Source organism: Nonomuraea ferruginea, assembly GCF_039540635.1.
GTDB classification, from domain to species: Bacteria; Actinomycetota; Actinomycetes; order Streptosporangiales; family Streptosporangiaceae; genus Nonomuraea; species Nonomuraea ferruginea.
This window is the reverse complement of sequence record NZ_BAABFD010000022.1, coordinates 75,532-91,616: the sequence shown is the minus strand read 5'-3', so window position 1 is coordinate 91,616 and position 16,085 is coordinate 75,532. Positions and strand designations below refer to the sequence as shown.

Annotated in this window: 18 protein-coding genes and 1 tRNA gene; 6 read left to right on the top strand and 13 right to left on the bottom strand. The window is 69.9% G+C overall.

Translation table 11 applies throughout. The annotated features are described in order from the left end of the window. Positions 1-42 precede the first annotated feature (42 nt). A tRNA-Thr gene (locus ABD999_RS35035) sits at positions 43-115 on the bottom strand. A 21-nt stretch (positions 116-136) separates the two neighbouring features. Then, complete coding sequence (rlmB, locus tag ABD999_RS35030) at positions 137-1,096, bottom strand: 23S rRNA (guanosine(2251)-2'-O)-methyltransferase RlmB (protein ID WP_271279248.1); 960 nt, start codon at positions 1,094-1,096, stop codon at positions 137-139. A 54-nt stretch (positions 1,097-1,150) separates the two neighbouring features. Here rlmB and ABD999_RS35025 point away from each other — a divergent pair, with 54 nt between their 5' ends. Continuing rightward, positions 1,151-1,576, top strand: coding sequence for a DUF6157 family protein (locus ABD999_RS35025; protein ID WP_271279249.1), 426 nt, complete (start codon positions 1,151-1,153; stop codon positions 1,574-1,576). On the opposite strand, the gene cysS is transcribed toward ABD999_RS35025, so the two are convergent. Beyond that, positions 1,573-2,964: a cysteine--tRNA ligase gene (gene cysS / locus ABD999_RS35020; protein WP_148036692.1), complete on the bottom strand. Its 1,392-nt coding sequence runs from the start codon at positions 2,962-2,964 to the stop codon at positions 1,573-1,575. The two genes, ABD999_RS35025 and cysS, sit on opposite strands and share 4 nt — an antisense overlap. 115 nt (positions 2,965-3,079) lie before the next feature. On the opposite strand from cysS, the gene ABD999_RS35015 reads away from it, so the two are divergent. After that, complete coding sequence (locus ABD999_RS35015) at positions 3,080-4,207, top strand: DUF2637 domain-containing protein (RefSeq protein ID WP_271279250.1); 1,128 nt, start codon at positions 3,080-3,082, stop codon at positions 4,205-4,207. A gap of 111 nt (positions 4,208-4,318) precedes the next feature. Here the strand turns inward: ABD999_RS35015 and ABD999_RS35010 are convergent, their stop codons facing one another. The 4 genes from ABD999_RS35010 to ABD999_RS34995 all read right to left on the bottom strand — a co-directional run bounded on the left by ABD999_RS35010 (position 4,319) and on the right by ABD999_RS34995 (position 6,101). Next, positions 4,319-4,597, bottom strand: coding sequence for a GlsB/YeaQ/YmgE family stress response membrane protein (locus tag ABD999_RS35010; RefSeq protein WP_271279251.1), 279 nt, complete (start codon positions 4,595-4,597; stop codon positions 4,319-4,321). 97 nt (positions 4,598-4,694) lie between these two features. Beyond that, positions 4,695-4,982, bottom strand: coding sequence for a GlsB/YeaQ/YmgE family stress response membrane protein (locus tag ABD999_RS35005; RefSeq protein WP_271279252.1), 288 nt, complete (start codon positions 4,980-4,982; stop codon positions 4,695-4,697). Between the two features lie 139 nt (positions 4,983-5,121). After that, positions 5,122-5,601: a 2-C-methyl-D-erythritol 2,4-cyclodiphosphate synthase gene (gene ispF, locus ABD999_RS35000; protein ID WP_271279253.1), complete on the bottom strand. Its 480-nt coding sequence runs from the start codon at positions 5,599-5,601 to the stop codon at positions 5,122-5,124. Positions 5,602-5,618: 17 nt separating this feature from the next. Then, complete coding sequence (locus ABD999_RS34995) at positions 5,619-6,101, bottom strand: CarD family transcriptional regulator (RefSeq protein WP_043624891.1); 483 nt, start codon at positions 6,099-6,101, stop codon at positions 5,619-5,621. Positions 6,102-6,339: 238 nt separating this feature from the next. Here ABD999_RS34995 and ABD999_RS34990 point away from each other — a divergent pair, with 238 nt between their 5' ends. Further along, positions 6,340-6,921: a copper chaperone PCu(A)C domain-containing protein gene (locus ABD999_RS34990; RefSeq protein WP_261809065.1), complete on the top strand. Its 582-nt coding sequence runs from the start codon at positions 6,340-6,342 to the stop codon at positions 6,919-6,921. A gap of 63 nt (positions 6,922-6,984) precedes the next feature. Here the strand turns inward: ABD999_RS34990 and ABD999_RS34985 are convergent, their stop codons facing one another. Together ABD999_RS34985 and ABD999_RS34980 are read right to left on the bottom strand one after the other, a co-directional pair. Continuing rightward, entirely contained in the window at positions 6,985-7,677 is a 693-nt protein-coding gene (locus ABD999_RS34985; protein WP_148036687.1) for a response regulator transcription factor, read from the bottom strand. Continuing rightward, the gene (locus ABD999_RS34980; RefSeq protein ID WP_246640229.1) at positions 7,674-8,852 is read right to left on the bottom strand and encodes a sensor histidine kinase; all 1,179 of its coding nucleotides are present in this window, start codon (positions 8,850-8,852) and stop codon (positions 7,674-7,676) included. Before ABD999_RS34980 ends, ABD999_RS34985 begins: the two co-directional genes overlap by 4 nt. A gap of 124 nt (positions 8,853-8,976) precedes the next feature. Between ABD999_RS34980 and phoU the strand changes: the two genes are divergently transcribed. Then, positions 8,977-9,621, top strand: coding sequence for a phosphate signaling complex protein PhoU (phoU, locus tag ABD999_RS34975; protein ID WP_148036686.1), 645 nt, complete (start codon positions 8,977-8,979; stop codon positions 9,619-9,621). 1,074 nt (positions 9,622-10,695) lie between these two features. On the opposite strand, the gene ABD999_RS34970 is transcribed toward phoU, so the two are convergent. The 4 genes from ABD999_RS34970 to mshA all read right to left on the bottom strand — a co-directional run bounded on the left by ABD999_RS34970 (position 10,696) and on the right by mshA (position 14,439). Then, complete coding sequence (locus ABD999_RS34970; protein ID WP_271277487.1) at positions 10,696-11,238, bottom strand: GNAT family N-acetyltransferase; 543 nt, start codon at positions 11,236-11,238, stop codon at positions 10,696-10,698. Between the two features lie 661 nt (positions 11,239-11,899). Continuing rightward, on the bottom strand, positions 11,900-12,643 hold the full coding sequence (locus ABD999_RS34965; protein ID WP_148036685.1) for a phosphoglyceromutase: 744 nt from the start codon (positions 12,641-12,643) through the stop codon (positions 11,900-11,902). A gap of 25 nt (positions 12,644-12,668) precedes the next feature. Further along, positions 12,669-13,151, bottom strand: coding sequence for a type III secretion system chaperone family protein (locus ABD999_RS34960; RefSeq protein WP_148036684.1), 483 nt, complete (start codon positions 13,149-13,151; stop codon positions 12,669-12,671). A gap of 10 nt (positions 13,152-13,161) precedes the next feature. Further along, complete coding sequence (gene mshA / locus ABD999_RS34955; protein ID WP_416276725.1) at positions 13,162-14,439, bottom strand: D-inositol-3-phosphate glycosyltransferase; 1,278 nt, start codon at positions 14,437-14,439, stop codon at positions 13,162-13,164. 105 nt (positions 14,440-14,544) lie between these two features. Between mshA and ABD999_RS34950 the strand changes: the two genes are divergently transcribed. Both ABD999_RS34950 and ABD999_RS34945 read left to right on the top strand, forming a co-directional pair. Beyond that, positions 14,545-15,288, top strand: a complete 744-nt coding sequence (locus ABD999_RS34950) for an SDR family NAD(P)-dependent oxidoreductase (protein WP_219546161.1) — start codon at positions 14,545-14,547, stop codon at positions 15,286-15,288. Next, the gene (locus tag ABD999_RS34945; protein WP_271278952.1) at positions 15,281-16,084 is read left to right on the top strand and encodes a class I SAM-dependent methyltransferase; all 804 of its coding nucleotides are present in this window, start codon (positions 15,281-15,283) and stop codon (positions 16,082-16,084) included. The genes ABD999_RS34950 and ABD999_RS34945 overlap by 8 nt, the downstream gene beginning before the upstream one ends. Position 16,085: the final 1 nt, after the last annotated feature.

The window sequence follows — 16,085 nt, the reverse complement described above, 5'->3', positions numbered from 1 at the left end:
CCCTGACAGCATTACGCCTGTTCAGGGGCCTTGTGGTTGCAGAGCCGACGTGGGGAATCGAACCCCAAACCTTCTGTTTACAAGACAGATGCTCTGCCGATTGAGCTACGTCGGCACGGCCTATCAGTGTAGACGGTCACCGCCGTCGATGACGAGCCACTTCGTACAAGGTCACCCCTGCCGCCACCCCCGCGTTGAGCGACTCCGCCGCCGCGCGCATCGGGATGCGGGCGACCACATCGCACTGCTCGCGGACCAGCCGCGACAGCCCCTTCCCTTCGGAGCCGACCACCACGACCAGGGGCTCCGCCAGGAGGTCGACGTCGCCGATCTCCGCGTCGCCCGCGCCGTCGAGACCGATGACGAAGAGGCCTTCGTCGCGGTATTCGCGGAGGGCGGCGGTGAGGTTGGCGGCGCGGGCGACGCGCAGGGTGGCCAGGGTGCCGGCGGAGGTTTTCCAGGCGCCGCCTGTCACGCCGGCTGAGCGGCGGGACGGGACGAGCAGGCCGTGGGCGCCGAAGGCGGTGGCGGAGCGGGCGATGGCGCCCAGGTTGCGGGGGTCGGTGACGCCGTCGAGGGCGACGATGAGCGGGGTCTCGGCCGCGTCGCGGGCCAGCTCGACCAGCTCCGCCGGGTGGGCGTAGTCGTAGGCCGGGATCTGGAGGGCCACGCCCTGGTGGACGGCGCCCTCGGTCAGCCTGTCGAGCTTGTCGCGGGTGACCTCCATGAGGGCGATCCCGCGGTCGGCGGCGATTTTGACGCTGTCTCGTACGCGGTCGTCGTTGTCGACGCGGTGGGCGACGTAGAGGGCGCTGGCCGGGACGCCGGCCTGGAGTGCCTCCAGGACGGGGTTGCGGCCGCCGATGTATTCGGGGGCGTCGTCGGAGCGTCTGGTGCGCGCGGGGGCGCGGCGGGTGCCGCCTCCCTGCTCCTCGCGGGCGACGCGCTCTGCCCTGGCCTTGTCCTTGTACCAGTGGCGCATCTCGGCGGGCGGGGTCGCGCCCCTGCCTTCGAGGCCGCGGCGACGCTGGCCGCCGGTGCCCTTGGTCGGGCTCTTCTTCTTCGCGGGCCTGCCCGGCTTACCCCCTGCTGCCATGGAATCAAGGGTACTTGCGCCGCCAAGTCCCTTGGCCCGCCTAGGTTGGCGGACGTGGATCTGAATTACTACGACACGCTCATCGCGGTCGCCGAGGACACCCAGGTCATCCGGGCCGAGGTTCCGCTGCCGAGGGGTGGCAAGCCGACGGTGGCGAGCGTTCAGTACGAGTTGCTCGCGGGCGATCCGGGCGCCCTCACCCAGGAGGACGTGTTGTTCGAGAGCTGGCTGCTGCGGCGCCAGGACGACCCGGAGCCGCCGCAGGACGTGCGGGCCGAGCTGCGCGACCGGTTCTTCAGCAGGTCGCAGGCCTGCCTGCGGGCCTCGCCCCTGCCGAAGAAGCACGGCTGGGGCCTGCTCTTCGACGGGACGGGCCGCATCACGCTGTGTCCGATGGAGTCGGACGAGTATCAGCGCATCGTCGCCGGCGAGGTGGCGGGTGTCCGCGTGCTGAAGGCGATGCGCACCCGCCGCCGTTAGCCGCGCAGCTCCCAGCGGGCGCCGTGCGGGGTGTCCTCGACGGTGACGCCCGCCTCGGCGAGCTGGTCTCTGATCGCGTCGGCGGCGGCGTAGTCCTTACGGGCCCTGGCCGCCTTGCGCTGCTCCAGAGCGACCACGACCAGCGCGTCGACCACCGGCTTGAGGTCGGAGCCGGCCGTGCGCCACTGCGGCGAGCGCGGGTCGAGGCCCAGCACGTCGAGCATGTTCTGGGTCTCGGCGAGCAGCCGGGCCACCGCCTCCTTGTCGCCCTTGGACAGCGCGACGTTGCCCTCGCGGACCACCTCGTGCACGACCGCGAGCGCCTGAGGCGTGCCGAGGTCGTCGTCGAGCGCGTCGGCGAACGCCTGCGGGAGCGGCGCGTCGGCGTCGACGTCGTGGATGACCTCGGCGGCGCGGGTCACGAACCCCTCGATCCGCTGGTAGGCGGTCGCGGCCTCCCGCAGCGCCTCCTCGGAGTAGTCGATGGAGGAGCGGTAGTGGGGCGCGGCGAGGTAGTAGCGCAGCTCGACCGGGCGGACCTTCTGCACCATGTCGGGGACCAGCAGCGAGTTGCCCCGCGACTTGGCCATCTTCTCGGCGCCGATCTTGACCAGGCCGTTGTGCATCCAGTAGCGGGCGAAGCCGTCGCCCGCCGCCTGGGACTGGGCGATCTCGTTCTCGTGGTGCGGGAAGATCAGGTCGAGGCCGCCGCCGTGGATGTCGAACGTCGGACCCAGGTATTTGGTGGCCATCGCCGAGCACTCGAGGTGCCAGCCGGGACGGCCGGGGCCCCACGGGGTCGGCCAGGTGGGCTCGCCGGGCTTCTCGCCCTTCCACAGGGCGAAGTCGCGCGGGTCGCGCTTGCACGACTCGTCGTCCGTGTCGCCGGCCGCCCGCATGTTGTCCAGCTTCTGGTTGGAGAGCTTGCCGTACTCGTCCTCCCAGGAGCGCACGTCGAAGTAGACGTCGCCGCCGGAGGCGTAGGCGTGGCCGCGGTCGATGAGCCGCCGCATGAGCTCGATCATCTCCGGCACGTGGCCGGTGGCGCGCGGCTCGACGGTCGGCGGCAGGCAGCCGAGCGTGTCGTAGGCCCAGGTGAAGGCGCGCTGGTTGCGCTCGGCGACGACGAACCAGGGCACCCGCTCCTCGGCGGACACCCTGATGATCTTGTCGTCGATGTCGGTGACGTTGCGGCAGAACAGCACGTCGTAGCCGGAGCGCATGAGCCAGCGCCGCAGCACGTCGAAGTTGACGCCGGAGCGGATGTGGCCGATGTGCGGAGGGGCCTGCACGGTGGCGCCACACAGGTAGATCGACGCCCGGCCGGCTTCGAGCGGGACGAATGCGCGAATGTCGCGAGTGGCGGTGTCGTAAAGGCGCAGGCTCACAAAAGCAAGGCTAACGCCTCAGCCACCGTCGTGGATGCGATTACCGCGCCACCATGTGCGATGACGGTCGCGTTGATCGGCCCGGGAGTGCATTGTTCTGTAGGCTCGAACCGCCATGGACGTGACTCCCCCCTCTACGCTCCGCCGCCTGGGCATCGCCCTGGCCGGACTCGCCGTCGCCGCGCTGACGGGCGCCGCGTGCGTGCTCTCGTTCGACGATCTGCGGGCGCTGGCCGTGCACGGCGGCGCCCGTCCCGACCTCGCCTACCTCTATCCGGCGGGGTTCGACGCGCTGCTCGCGGTCACGCTCATTTGCGTGCTGCTGCTGCGCTCCGCCCGCGCGCTGGTGCGCGCCCAGGCCGCGGTGGTGCTGGTCCTGCTCATCCTGGCGGCCGCCGCGGTGAACGTGGCCACGGCGCTCGGCCACGCGTTCCCGGCCTCTCCGACGGCCGTCGGCGTGGCCGTCGCGCCGTGGGTGATGCTCGCCCTGGGGCTGTGGCTCTGGATGCTGCTGATCAAGCACGTGCAGGACGGCCGGGGGTCCGCGCGCGACCACGACGGTACGGGGGAGCACGACATCGTGCCGTTCCACCGGGGCGTCGAGGCGGACAGGACGGTCGAGCTGCCGCGCCCGGCCGCCGGGCCGCGGCCGTCCGAGGAGCCGCCGCCCCTGGCAGCCGCCGCCCCGGCCGCGCTGGAGACGACGCCGGTCGTCGGCCCCACTCCCGCCCCAGAGACCCCGCCGGTCTCGGAGCAGGTCACCCGCTGGCCGGCCCACCGTCCCGAAGAGGAGACGGCCCCCTCGCCCGCACCGGATTCGGCCCCCGAACCGTCCGCGGCCTCGCCCGTACCGGATTCGGCTCCTGAACGATCCGCGTCCTTATCGGAACCGGCCCCTGAGGAAGCCCCCGAGCCGGAACCGGAGCCTGAGCGGCCCGTGCGGTGGGGTGATCGGGTCAAGCCGAGAGACGTCCTGGTGCATCCCCGCGCGGCCACGGGCGCCGAGAAGGGCGCCGACACGCAGCCCGTGCCCGTGGTGCGGGACGACGAGCCGGACCCGGAGCACGGCCGGGAGGCCGCCGACGCCGGTGAGCGCGGGCAGGACGGCCGGGCCGCGGACGCCCTGGAGGACACCGCCCCTCACCCCGTCGTCGAGGAGAACGACGACGACGGCCACCGGCCGTCCCCCGGGGAGGCGCCGTCGGGGCGGCTGCGCAGCACTCCCCTGCCGCCGGAGGACTGAGAACGCCGCCTGACATGCGGAAGCCCGCCCGGCATCAGTGCCGGGCGGGCTTTGCGCGTGTTGCTCCGTGCTCTCGGGATCAGGCACGGTTCCCGGGGTCACAGGCCCCGGCTAGATGCTTGTACCGCGAGGTCCACGGCGTAGGCCGGCGACGATGCCGACGCCCACGACCGCCAGGACGACCTGCAGCACCAGTTCTATCCAATCGATGCCGGGGGTCGTCTCCACGCCGATGACCTGAGCGATCATCGTGCCGACGAGGGCGGCGACGATGCCGACGACGATGGTGAGGATCCACCCGATGGCCTGCCGGCCCGGAAGCAGCAGACGCCCGATGGCGCCGATGACGGCGCCGATCACGATGGCGCCCAGGATGGACTGGATTGTCATGACACAAACCTCCCCGTGAGGATGAGCGGTTCATCCTGCACGGGGAGTGGGATACCCGATCTCCAGCCTTTATGCCGGAGATTTACAAATTCGCAGCTCAGGTGGTGGTTCGCCCTCTTCCGCCACCCTTCCCCCTGGCCGATCCGGCCACGATCGACACTCCGATCACCGCCAGCACGAGTTGGAGGATGTGTTCGAGCCAGTCGATGCCCCTGGTGTCGGCCCAGCCGAACAGCTGAGCGATCAGCGTGCCGAGCAGAGCCGCCACGATGCCGACGATCAGTGTCAGGCCGATGGACATGTTCTGCTTTCCCGGCAGGATCAGCCGGGCCAGCGCGCCGACGATGGCGCCGATGATTACCGCGGAAACGATCGCGCCGATCATGTATAGCTCCCCCCGAAAGCGTCTTCAGAGGGACATACCCGGCATTTCAGCAAGTTACCCCTGGTAGACGGCGATCCGCACCGCGCCAGAGCGGACCGCCGTCGGCCATGGAACAGGCGGGCGGCAGGTTGCCCACCGGTTAAAGGACGGCTGATCCCGGCCTGAGGTTGACGACGAGCGCGGTCGCGACCGCGGCGATCCCTTCGCCGCGCCCGGTCAGCCCGAGCCCGTCGGTGGTGGTGGCGCTGAGGCTCACAGGAGCCCCCAGAGCGGCGCTGAGCGCCTTCTCCGCCTCCAGGCGCCGGGGAGCCAGTTTCGGGCGGTTACCGATCACCTGGACGGCCACGTTGCCGATCTCGAAGCCGGCCGCCCGCACCTTGCGCGCGGTCTCCTCCAGCAATGCGGCGCCGGACGCGCCCGCCCAGCGCGGGTCGGCAGTGCCGAACAGGCCGCCCAGATCGCCCAGGCCCACGGCGGACAGCAAGGCGTCGCAGGCCGCGTGCGCGGCGGCGTCGCCGTCCGAGTGGCCGGTCAGGCCGGTCTCGCCCGGCCAGTGCAGGCCGGCGAGATGCAGCTCCCGGCCCGATGCGAACGGGTGGACGTCGACTCCGACGCCCACCCGTGGAACGATCGCGCTCAGGAGTTCAGGACCTCGTCGAGCAGGGCCTCCGCCTTGTCCTCGTTGGTCTTCTCGGCGAGCGCGAGCTCGCTGACGAGGATCTGGCGAGCCTTGGCGAGCATGCGCTTCTCGCCCGCGGACAGGCCGCGCTCGCGGTCTCGGCGCCACAGGTCGCGGACGACCTCGGCGACCTTGTTCACATCACCGGACGCGAGCTTCTCCAAGTTGGCCTTGTAGCGCCGCGACCAGTTCGTCGGCTCCTCGGTGTGCGGCATGCGCAGCACGTCGAAAACGCGCTCCAGGCCCTCCTGGCCGACAACATCGCGCACCCCGACGAGTTCTGCGTTTTCAGCTGGCACCTGGACGGTAAGGTCGCCCTTGTCGACCTTGAGCACCAGGTAGGTCTTTTCCTCACCCTTGATGGATCGCTTCGTGATTGCTTCGATCCGAGCAGCCCCATGGTGGGGGTAGACGACAGTGTCGCCGACCTGGAAAGTCATGTGACAAGTACCCCTTCCGCTGTACTCCAGAGTACCACGCATCCACAGGGTCCCGGAACAGTGAAATCATCATAACTGCAGGTCAAAGCCGCATATTGGGGATTGACAAGAGGTCAACTCTGTGAATCGCATATCCGGACATACCGAATGACCTGCGGGGGTGTGGAAATGACCTTGGAAACAGGTGGATATGGTAGGCGCTGCCCATCCCCATGTGCGAACCAAGGAGAACCCGCTCGTGACCAGCCGTCGCTGGATTGTCGCCGCCGCCGCGTTCCTGGCAGCCCCCGTACTCGCCGGCTGTTCTGTTGGTTTCGACGCCAACACCACCAAGCCGTACGCTCCGGTGGAGGCGGCGGCCCTGATCGACCAGGGCGCCTACGGCAAGCAGAGCATCCACGTGCCCCAGGCGTTCATCCTCGGCCCCGAGCCCGGCGGCAGCATCCCGTGGCGCGGCTCCGTCCCCGTCTACCTGACGATGCTCAACAACGGCGACTCCCCCGACACGCTGCAGTCCGTCAGCGCCGGTGACGCCGCGAGCGCCAAGCTGGCCGCGCCCGTGCAGCTCCCGGTGGGCCAGCTTGTCAAGGCGGAGGCCGCCACGCCGCAGATCACCCTGGAAGGCCTCAGCAAGGCCCTCAGAGGCGGTGAGGCGCTCCGGCTGGACCTCCAGTTCGCCAACGCCGGCACGATCACCCTGGACGTCCCCGTGATGCCGCACAGCCGCGAGTACGCGTCCTACCCGGCGGTCGAGGGCGCCGTCCCCGCGCCGACCCCCTCGCCCACGCCGACCGAGGCGGCCGAGGAAGAGGCTCACTGACCCCAGGACACGCCAGAACCCCTTCGTCCCGTACGCGCACCCGTACGGGACGAAGGGGTTCTGTCAGTCTTCGGCGGTGTCGAACTTGTAGCCGAGGCCGCGCACGGTCAGGATGCAGCGCGGGCTCGACGGGTCGGCCTCGATCTTCGCGCGCAGCCGCTTGACGTGCACGTCCAGGGTCTTGGTGTCACCGACGTAGTCGGCGCCCCACACGCGGTCGATGAGCTGGCCGCGGGTGAGCACCCGGCCGGCGTTGCGCAGCAGCACCTCCAGCAGCTCGAACTCCTTCAGCGGGAGCTGCACCGGCTCGCCGCGCACCGCCACCACGTGCCGGTCGACGTCCATGCGCACCGGGCCGACGGCGAGCACCGCGGTCTCCAGCTCCTCAGGGGCGTCGCCCTGCCGGCGCAGCACCGCGCGGATGCGCGCCACCAGCTCGCGCGAGGAGAACGGCTTGGTCACGTAGTCGTCGGCGCCCAGCTCCAGGCCCACGACCTTGTCGACCTCGCTGTCCTTCGCGGTCAGCATGATCACCGGGACCTTGGAGCGCTGCCGCAGCGAGCGGCAGACCTCGGTGCCCGGCAGGCCCGGCAGCATCAGGTCGAGCAGCACCAGGTCGGCGCCGTTGCGGTCGAAGGTGTCGAGGGCCTCGGGCCCGGTCGCCGCGACCGAGACCTCGAAACCCTCCTTGCGCAGCATGTAGGAAAGGGCGTCGGAGAAGGACTCCTCGTCTTCCACGACGAGTACACGGGTCACGGGGCGGCCTCCAGAGGGATTGCAGGTTGTGCCGGAATGGCCGTCCCGCCGAAGGCGGGCAGGCGCAAAGTGAAGGTCGAACCGGAGCCTTCCTTGCTCCAGACGGAGACCTCGCCCGCGTGCGAGGCGGCCACGTGCTTGACGATGGCCAGGCCGAGACCGGTGCCGCCGGTCGCGCGCGAGCGGGCGGTGTCGACGCGGAAGAAGCGCTCGAAGATGCGCTCCTGCGCCTCCTCCGGGATGCCGATGCCCTGGTCGCTGATGCTGATCTCGACGCTCTCCCCGGCGGGGCGGGTGCTGACCACCACGCGGGTGTGCTCCGGGCTGTAGGCGATCGCGTTGTCGATGAGGTTGCGCAGCGCGGTCACCAGCAGCTCCTCGTCGCCCCAGATGCGCAGCCCGTCGGTGCCGCCGGTGACGAGCGTGATGTCCTTGGCGCCGGCGCGGGTGTTGCAGTGGTCGATGGCGACGCCGATGGCCTCGTCGATGGAGACCTGGGCGGGCGCCGGGATGGGCTCGGCGCCCTGTATGCGGCTCAGCGTGATGATGTCCTGCACCAGGTAGGTGAGCCGGGCCGCCTCATGCTGCATGCGCGCCGCGAACCGGGTGACGGCCTCGGGGTCGTCGGCGGCGTCCTGGATCGTCTCCGCCAGCAGGCTCAGCGCGCCGACCGGGGTCTTGAGCTCGTGGCTGACGTTCGCCACGAAGTCGCGGCGCACCGCCTCGACCCTGCGCCGCTCGGTCTGGTCCTCCGCCAGCACCAGCACCTGGCCGAACGAGCCGAGAGGCGCCACGCGGACCGCGAAGCTCGTGGTCTCCTGGCCGAACTTGTTGCCCGCCACGTCGATCTCCGTCTCACGGATCTCGCCGTCGCGCCGTACCTGCCGCGCCAGCGCGAGCAGCTCAGCGACCATCAGCCGGTCACCCTTGACGAGCCCGAACGCGCGAGCGGCCGAACTGGCCCTCAGCACGCGGTCGTGCGCGTCGAGCACCACCGCCGACGAGGGCAGCACCGCGAGCACCGAGGCCACGCCCTGCGGCAGCGCCGTGACCCCCGGATCGGAGACCTCGCTCTTCCTGCTGGGCGCCTCGATCTGGTTACGGTAGAACAACACAGCCAGAGCCCCCACGACGAAGCCGGCCAGGGCCGCGAAGCTCAAGGCCATCTCACTCATGTTCCCGATGGTAGGCGGCGCCCCCGCGCGCACAGACCCCTCACCAGGGAGATGAACCACCCTTTCCCGGAAAGTTCACCTCCGAGTCGGAGTTCGTTCACAGACGTCGCCGTACGGTGACGTCATGCGTGACGCGTACCACGAAGAACTAGACGCCCTCACTGACAGGCTGGTCGAGATGACCAGGCTTGTCCGCTCCGCCATCTCGCGCGCCACCACCGCGCTGCTCGACGCGGACCTCCAGCTCGCCGAGCAGGTCATCTCCCGCGACGAGGAGGTGAACGCGCTCTACTCGGGCATCGAGGGGTCCATCTTCGACCTCATGGCCAGGCAGCAGCCGGTGGCCGTCGACCTGCGCCTGGTCATCACCGCGCTGCGGATGGGCGCCGATCTGGAAAGGATGGGCGACCTCGCCGTCCACGTCGCCAAGGTGGCCCGCCTGCGCCACCCCGACTCCGCCATCCCCGCCGAGATCCGCTCCACCATCATCGAGATGGGACAGATCGCCGAGAACCTGGTCACCAAGGCCGGCGGCTGCATCGCCTCCCGCGACGTCGAGGTCGCCCTGGAGCTGGAACAGGACGACGACGCGATGGACCGGCTGCACCGGCGGCTGTTCCGCACCATCCTCAGCAAGGACTGGAGCCACGGGGTGGAGCCGGCGATCGACATCACGCTGATCGGGCGGTACTACGAGCGGTACGCGGACCACGCGGTGAGTGTGGCGAGGGATGTCGTTTATCTGGTGACGGGTACGCGGCCGGAGTGACGCTCTTGGGGTGCGCCGCCTGGTTCGGCGCACCCGATGTGATTCGGTGTGCCCGGTTCTTGTTCGGTGTGCTGTCTGGTTCGGTGTGCCGTTTTATTGGGTGTAAAGCCGGTCATTAGGGTCAAAAACCAGAAAATCTTTTTGGGAAACCCCTCGGGCTGGGCGCCGTTACGCGTGCCTGACGGCCCGCTCAGCCCGCCGTAGGCCGTGAAGGCGTGGCCCTGCGCGGTGCCAGGCGCTTCGCGCCTCGACAGCTCAGACGTGTTGTGCGGGGGCTTCGCCCCCGCGCCCCCGGGGACAGGCGCGGCCCTGCGCGGTACCGGGCGCTTCGCGCCTTCCGGCTCAGGCTGTGTCGAGTGGGGGCAAGCCCCCACACCCCCGGCGAGGGAGCTACCGCCCCCTCGCGCTCCCCGGTCCTGACCAGGCAGCACATGTCGTTTGACCAGGGCATCCCACCCGCAGATGAACCCCAAGCCCACATGCTTGGGGACCGACACCGGTGGCGTCTCCTGATGCGTCTGCTCGCACACGCACGATCGTGCTTACATGTGGGGAGGGAAACTCATCACCGGTGCCTAGGGGAAACCCGAACACCACGTCCTAAAGCCGCCTACGGGCGGCCTTAGTGCTATCTCGACCTGGTGCAACTCTGCTACCTGGATGAGTCCGGTGGCTGCGAACCCCACATGAGTCTGACGACCACGCCCGCCATGGTGCTTCCGGGGTTCATCGTCAGTAGTGCTTCCATCCCCGCGCTTACCAGGGACTTCTCGCACTGAAGCGCGCCCATTTCCCCGGAAGGTTCGCAAGCGGGACTGACGCTTGATCACATCTTGGGCGAGATCAAGGGCAGCGAGCCCTCACACCCCGGCCGGGGAGCTACCGCCCCTCCCGCTCCCCGGACCCCAGCCGGTTGATTTCTCTCGTGAAAGACAGACCCGCCTTCGGACGAGCCGTGGCTCCACTCGTTGAACTTCGAAGGCGCCGGTTCGAGTGAGAGTCGGCCCCACCCATCGCTTTTGAACACCCTGATCATGCATGGGTTTCTGGCTCTACCCCGGAGCCAGAACAGCCCTAGTGGTTCGCCCCGTTTGCGAACCCGCCCTGAGCGTGATCACTACGCCATTCGGTTTCCAGAATGCTGAACAGCTCGGAATCGCGCCAACCGTCCCGGATGAGTGCGGTATGACGATGACGTCCTTCCCAGGTCATGCCGAGCTTGGTGAGCACCCGGCCTGAGCCGAGATTGCGCGGGTCGCATGTGGCGAAGATCCTATGGAGGTCGAACTTCTCGAAGCCTCGTGCGAGGAGTTCTCGCCCGATCGCCGTCCCTACTCCATGACCCCAGAGCCGCGGGTGCACGATATACGTGATCTCGCCTTGGCGGTGCTCTCGGCTCCGGAGGTGCAGTTCGCCCATTCCGACGATGTCGCCTTCGACGCGAGCGGCATAGGCGAACCGCTGCTGGGGTGTGTGCGACCACGCCTCAGCAGCCTCTGCCACGAACGCTCGGGTTTGCTCTTCCGTGTTCGGCCCCCAGGCTTGGAAGCGGCAAACCCGGTCGAGAGAAGCCCAGGAGTGAACGGCTCGCCAGTCTTGCAGCTCGATCTTGCGCAAAGTTACTGAGTGTCGAACCACAATCTGATCATGCCAGGCGGGGATAGCGGCCACTCTGCGAATTGGCGTTGATGAGACGGTCGACGGAGGCGACGCCGATCTCGGCCAGGGTGGTGAACTTTCGTTGTCGCAGGCTCTATTGATATCTGGGTCGCCGAACTCGGCAACCGTTCGTCGGCCATGTCAGCTTGTTCCGGCAGCGGAGGAGGAGAGCAGGTGAACGCCTTCGGCCAACGCCGAAATCCGGGCGAGGTCCGGGGTGCGCGAGGGGGCGGCAGCCCTCTCGCCGGGGGTGTGGGGGCTTGCCCCCACACGACACAGCCTGAGCCGGAAGGCGCGTAGCGCCTGGTACTGCGCAGGGCCGCGCCTGTTCTCAGGGGGCGCGGGGGCGAAGCCCCCGCACAACACGTCTTGCTGTCGAGGCGCGAAGCGCCTGGCACCGCGCAAGGCCACGCCTTCACGGCCTACGGCGGGCTGAGCGGGCCGTCAGGCACGCGTAACGGCGCCCAGCCCGAGGGGTTTCCCAAAAAGATTTGAGGGTTTTCACCAAGGACTGGACGGCTCACGCCGAACCAGACGGCTCACGCCGAACGAGAAAGCTCACACCGAACCAGACGGCTCACGCCGAACAAAAACCTCACAGCCGTGAACGGATACCCCCTCAGCGGCCCTGGTTGGCCACTGCCTGGATAGCGGCCTTGGCGGCCTCCGGGTCCAGGTACTCGCCGCCGCGCTTCAGCGGCCGGAAGTGCTCGTCCAGGTCGTACCGCAGAGGGATCCCCGTGGGGATGTTCAGCCCGGCGATGTCCTCGTCGCTGATCCCGTCCAGGTGCTTGACCAGGGCGCGCAGGGAGTTGCCGTGGGCGGCCACGAGCACGGTGCGGCCCGCGGACAGGTCGGGGACGATGTCGTCGTACCAGTACGGCAGCATCCGGTCCACCACGTCCTTGAGGCATTCGGTACGCGGCATCAGCTCGGGCGGGAGGAGGGCGTAGCGGCGGTCGCCCACCTGGGAGAACTCGTCGTCGTCGGCGATGGGCGGCGGGGGCGTGTCGTAGGAGCGCCGCCAGAGCATGAACTGCTCCTCGCCGAACTCCTCGCGGGTCTGGGCCTTGTTCTTGCCCTGGAGGGCGCCGTAGTGGCGCTCGTTGAGCCGCCAGGAGCGCTTGACCGGGAGCCAGAGGAGGTCGGCCTCGCCGAGGGCGAACTGGGCCGTCTGGATGGCCCGGTTGAGCAGGCTCGTGTGGACGACGTCGGGGTAGAGGCCGGCGTCGGTGAGGAGCTTGCCGCCCCGGCGGGCCTCGTCCTCGCCCTTCGCCGACAGGCTCACGTCCACCCAGCCGGTGAACAGACCCTTCGCGTTCCAGTCGCTCTCGCCATGCCGTAGCAGCACCAAAGTCGCCATGCGCCCCATCCTAGGGCGGCCTGGTTCAGGAGCGCTCCGGGTCCGCGAAGCGGGCGAAAGCCTGCAGGTTGGCGAGCGATTCGCCGCGTTTCTTGCGCCATTCCCACTCGCGCCTGATGGAGGAGGCGAAGCCGATCTCCAGGGCGCGGTCGAACGACTCGTCGGAGTAGGTGAGCACGCAGCCGAGGATGCGGTCGATCTCCTCCTCGGTGACGGCGGTGAGGGGCATGCGGCCGACCAGGTAGACGTCGCCGACGGGGTCGACGGAGAAGTGGACGCCGTACATGGAGCCGTTCCTGGCGAGCAGCCATTTGTAGAACTCGGCGTGGTTCTCGTCGGGCTGGCGGCAGAAGAACGCCTCGATGTGCAGGACCCGCTCGCCGACGATCAGCCAGGTCATGGTGGCGAGTTTGTGCCGGCCGGGCAGCTTGGCGAGGAACGCTCCCGGCCGCGGCTCGTCGTGTTCGACGTCCGCGGCCTTGAGCGCGGCTTCGATGAGGTCGCGCATGCGCTACAGCCTACGAGTTCACCGCCACCGGCTGCCGGTGCAGGTGGGCGACGGCTTGCGCGTACACGTCCATGAGGCGTGCGGAGGTGGCCTGCCAGCCGAAGGCGGCGGCGTGCTCGCGCGCCCCCGCGGAGAGGGCGGCGAGGCGGGCCGGGTCGGTGAGGAGGCCGCCGATGGCCTGCGCCCAGTCGTGCGGGTCGTGCCCGTCGACGAGGAGCCCGGAGACGCCGTCGCGGACGGCGGTGCGCAGCCCGCCGACGGCGGCGGCGACCACGGGGGTGCCGCAGGCCTGGGACTCCAGGGCGACGAGGCCGAAGGACTCGCTGTGGGAGGGGACGACGGTGAGGTCGGAGGCGCGGTACCAGTCGGCGAGCTCGTGCTGCGGCGCCGGCGGCACGAGCCGGACGGTGTCGGCGATGCCGAGTTCGGTGGCGAGTTCGGTGAGGATGGACGGCCTGGCCAGGCCGTTGCCGGAGGGTCCGCCGACGCAGGCGACGACGAGGCGGCCGCGCAGTGACGGGTCGTCGATGAGCATGCGGGAGGCGGCGCGCAGCAGCACGTCGGGGGCCTTGAGCGGCTGGATGCGGCCGACGAACAGCAGGACGCGCGCGCCCTGCGGCAGGCCGAGCCGCTGCCGGGCGGCGCCCTGTGAGGCGGGCTGGAAGACGGTCAGGTTGACGCCGGGGTTGACGACGGCGACGCGCTGTTCGGCGGCCCCGTACAGGTCGATGAGTTCGTGCGCCTCGTCGGCGGTGTTGGCCACGAGGCGGTCGGCGATCTGCACGACCTGTTCCTCGCCGACGACGCGGGCCTGCGGCTCGGGCCGGTCGCCCTCGGCGAGGAGCCGGTTCTTGACCTTGGCCATGGTGTGCATGGTGTGCACGAGCGGGACGCCCCAGCGTTCCTTGGCGAGCCAGCCGACCTGGCCGGACAGCCAGTAGTGGGAGTGGATCACGTCGTAGTGGCCGGGCTCGTACATGGCCTCGATGCGCAGCACCTCGGACAGGAACGCGCACATCTGGCCGGGCAGGTCGGCCCGGTCCATCTCCTCGTACGGTCCGGCGGTCAGGTGACGGACCAGGACGCCGGGCGCCAGTTCGGCGACCGGTGGCAGGTCGCGGGCCGTGGCGCGGGTGAAGATGTCCACCTCCACGCCCGATTGAGCCAGCCGTTTGGCGGATTCGACGATGTACACGTTCATGCCGCCGGCGTCGCCCGTACCGGGCTGGTCGAGCGGTGACGTGTGCATGCTGATCGTCGCGACCCGGTTGACCCGTCGTCGCCTCACCCGACATCACCTCCAAGTGACTTACAACTGTCCAGATTTTTTCGACATTCCCGACAAGGCGTCACAGTGGGGGTCCCCGAAGGGCGGCCTGGCAGGATGTGGCGCATGAAGAGAACGGCTGTGGTGACCGGCGCGAGCAGTGGCATCGGCGAGGCGACAGCGCGGCGGCTGGCCGCCGAGGGCTACCACGTGGTGGCCGGAGCCAGGCGGCGCGACCGGCTGGAGAAGCTGGCGGCCGAGGTGCCCGGCGTCACTCCGGTGACGCTCGACGTTACCTCCCAGGAGTCGGTGGACGAGCTGGCGGCCTCGCTGGATCGCTGCGACGTGCTGGTCAACAACGCCGGCGGCGCGCTCGGTCTGGAGCCGGTGTCCGAAGGCCGGGTGGACGACTGGCAGCGGATGTACGACACCAACGTGCTCGGCTCGCTGCGCGTCACCCAGGCGCTGCTGCCGAAGCTGATCGGCTCGGGCGACGGCGTGCTGGTGATGCTGACCTCGACGGCCGGGCTGGTCTCGTACGAGGGAGGCGGCGGCTACTGCGCGGCCAAGCACGCGCAGACGTCCATGACCGAGACGCTCAGGCTGGAGCTGGTCGGGCAGCCGGTGCGGATCGTGGAGATCGCGCCCGGCATGGTGCGCTCTGAGGGGTTCGCGCTGACCCGGTTCCGCGGCGACGCCGAGCGGGCGGACAAGGTGTACGAGGGCGTGCCCGACCCGCTCAGCTCCGACGACGTCGCCGACGCGATCGCCTGGTGCGTGACGCGGCCCGCGCACGTCAACGTCGACCGCCTGGTCATCCGCCCCCGCGCCCAGGCCGCCCAGCACAAGGTGCACCGCGTCAGTGGCTAGACCGGTCGGCTCGATCACCCGGGGCACGACCGGCCACAACCGGCTGCGGCGCGCCGACCGGTGGATCGCCGCCGTCCACGGCCGGCTGCTGCGCGCCACCGCCAGGCCGCTCGTGGTGGACCTGGGGTACGGGGCCTCGCACGTGACGACGCTGGAGCTGTTCACCCGGCTGCGGCGGGTGGCGCCGGACGTCGAGGTGGTGGGGATCGAGATCGACCCGGCCCGGGTGGCGGCGGCCAAGCCGTACGAGCGGGAAGGGCTGAGCTTCGCGCTCGGCGGCTTCGAGCTGCCCGTCGCCCGGCCGCCGGTGCTGGTGCGGGCCTTCAACGTGCTGCGCCAGTACGGGGAGGCGGAGGCCTGGCGCTACTGGCGGGCGCTGCTGGAGAGGCTGGCCTCCGGCGGCGTGCTGGTCGAGGGCACCTGCTCGGAGGTGGGGCACCGGGCGGTGTGGGTGGGGCTGGACGCGTCGGGCCCGCGGACGCTGACGTTCTCGGCCCGGTTCGACGCGTTCGAGCGGCCTTCGGACCTGGCCGACCGGCTGCCGAAGACGCTCATCCATCGCAACGTGCCCGGGGAGCGGATCCACGCGTTCCTGCGCGACTGGGACCACGCGTGGGCGGTCAGCGCCCCGTACAGCTCGCACGGCGCGCGCCAGCGCTGGATCGCCGCCGCGCGGACCCTCGCGGCCACCTGGCCGGTCCCCTGCCACCCGCCGCTCGGCGGCCGCGCCCGCTGGCGTCTCGGCGAGCTCACCGTGCCCTGGCCGGCGGTGGCGCCGGACGTCCGGGACGCGTGAC

Coding starts and splice junctions, on each gene's coding strand:
- ABD999_RS34980 (WP_246640229.1), bottom strand. CDS start 8,852: ATGAGTGAGATGGCCTTGAGCTTCGCGGCCCTGGCCGGCTTCGTCGTG.
- ABD999_RS34965 (WP_148036685.1), bottom strand. CDS start 12,643: ATGGCGACTTTGGTGCTGCTACGGCATGGCGAGAGCGACTGGAACGCG.
- ABD999_RS35005 (WP_271279252.1), bottom strand. CDS start 4,982: ATGATCGGCGCGATCGTTTCCGCGGTAATCATCGGCGCCATCGTCGGC.
- ABD999_RS34950 (WP_219546161.1), top strand. CDS start 14,545: ATGAAGAGAACGGCTGTGGTGACCGGCGCGAGCAGTGGCATCGGCGAG.
- ABD999_RS34995 (WP_043624891.1), bottom strand. CDS start 6,101: ATGACTTTCCAGGTCGGCGACACTGTCGTCTACCCCCACCATGGGGCT.
- ABD999_RS35015 (WP_271279250.1), top strand. CDS start 3,080: ATGGACGTGACTCCCCCCTCTACGCTCCGCCGCCTGGGCATCGCCCTG.
- rlmB (WP_271279248.1), bottom strand. CDS start 1,096: ATGGCAGCAGGGGGTAAGCCGGGCAGGCCCGCGAAGAAGAAGAGCCCG.
- ABD999_RS34960 (WP_148036684.1), bottom strand. CDS start 13,151: ATGCGCGACCTCATCGAAGCCGCGCTCAAGGCCGCGGACGTCGAACAC.
- phoU (WP_148036686.1), top strand. CDS start 8,977: ATGCGTGACGCGTACCACGAAGAACTAGACGCCCTCACTGACAGGCTG.
- ABD999_RS35010 (WP_271279251.1), bottom strand. CDS start 4,597: ATGACAATCCAGTCCATCCTGGGCGCCATCGTGATCGGCGCCGTCATC.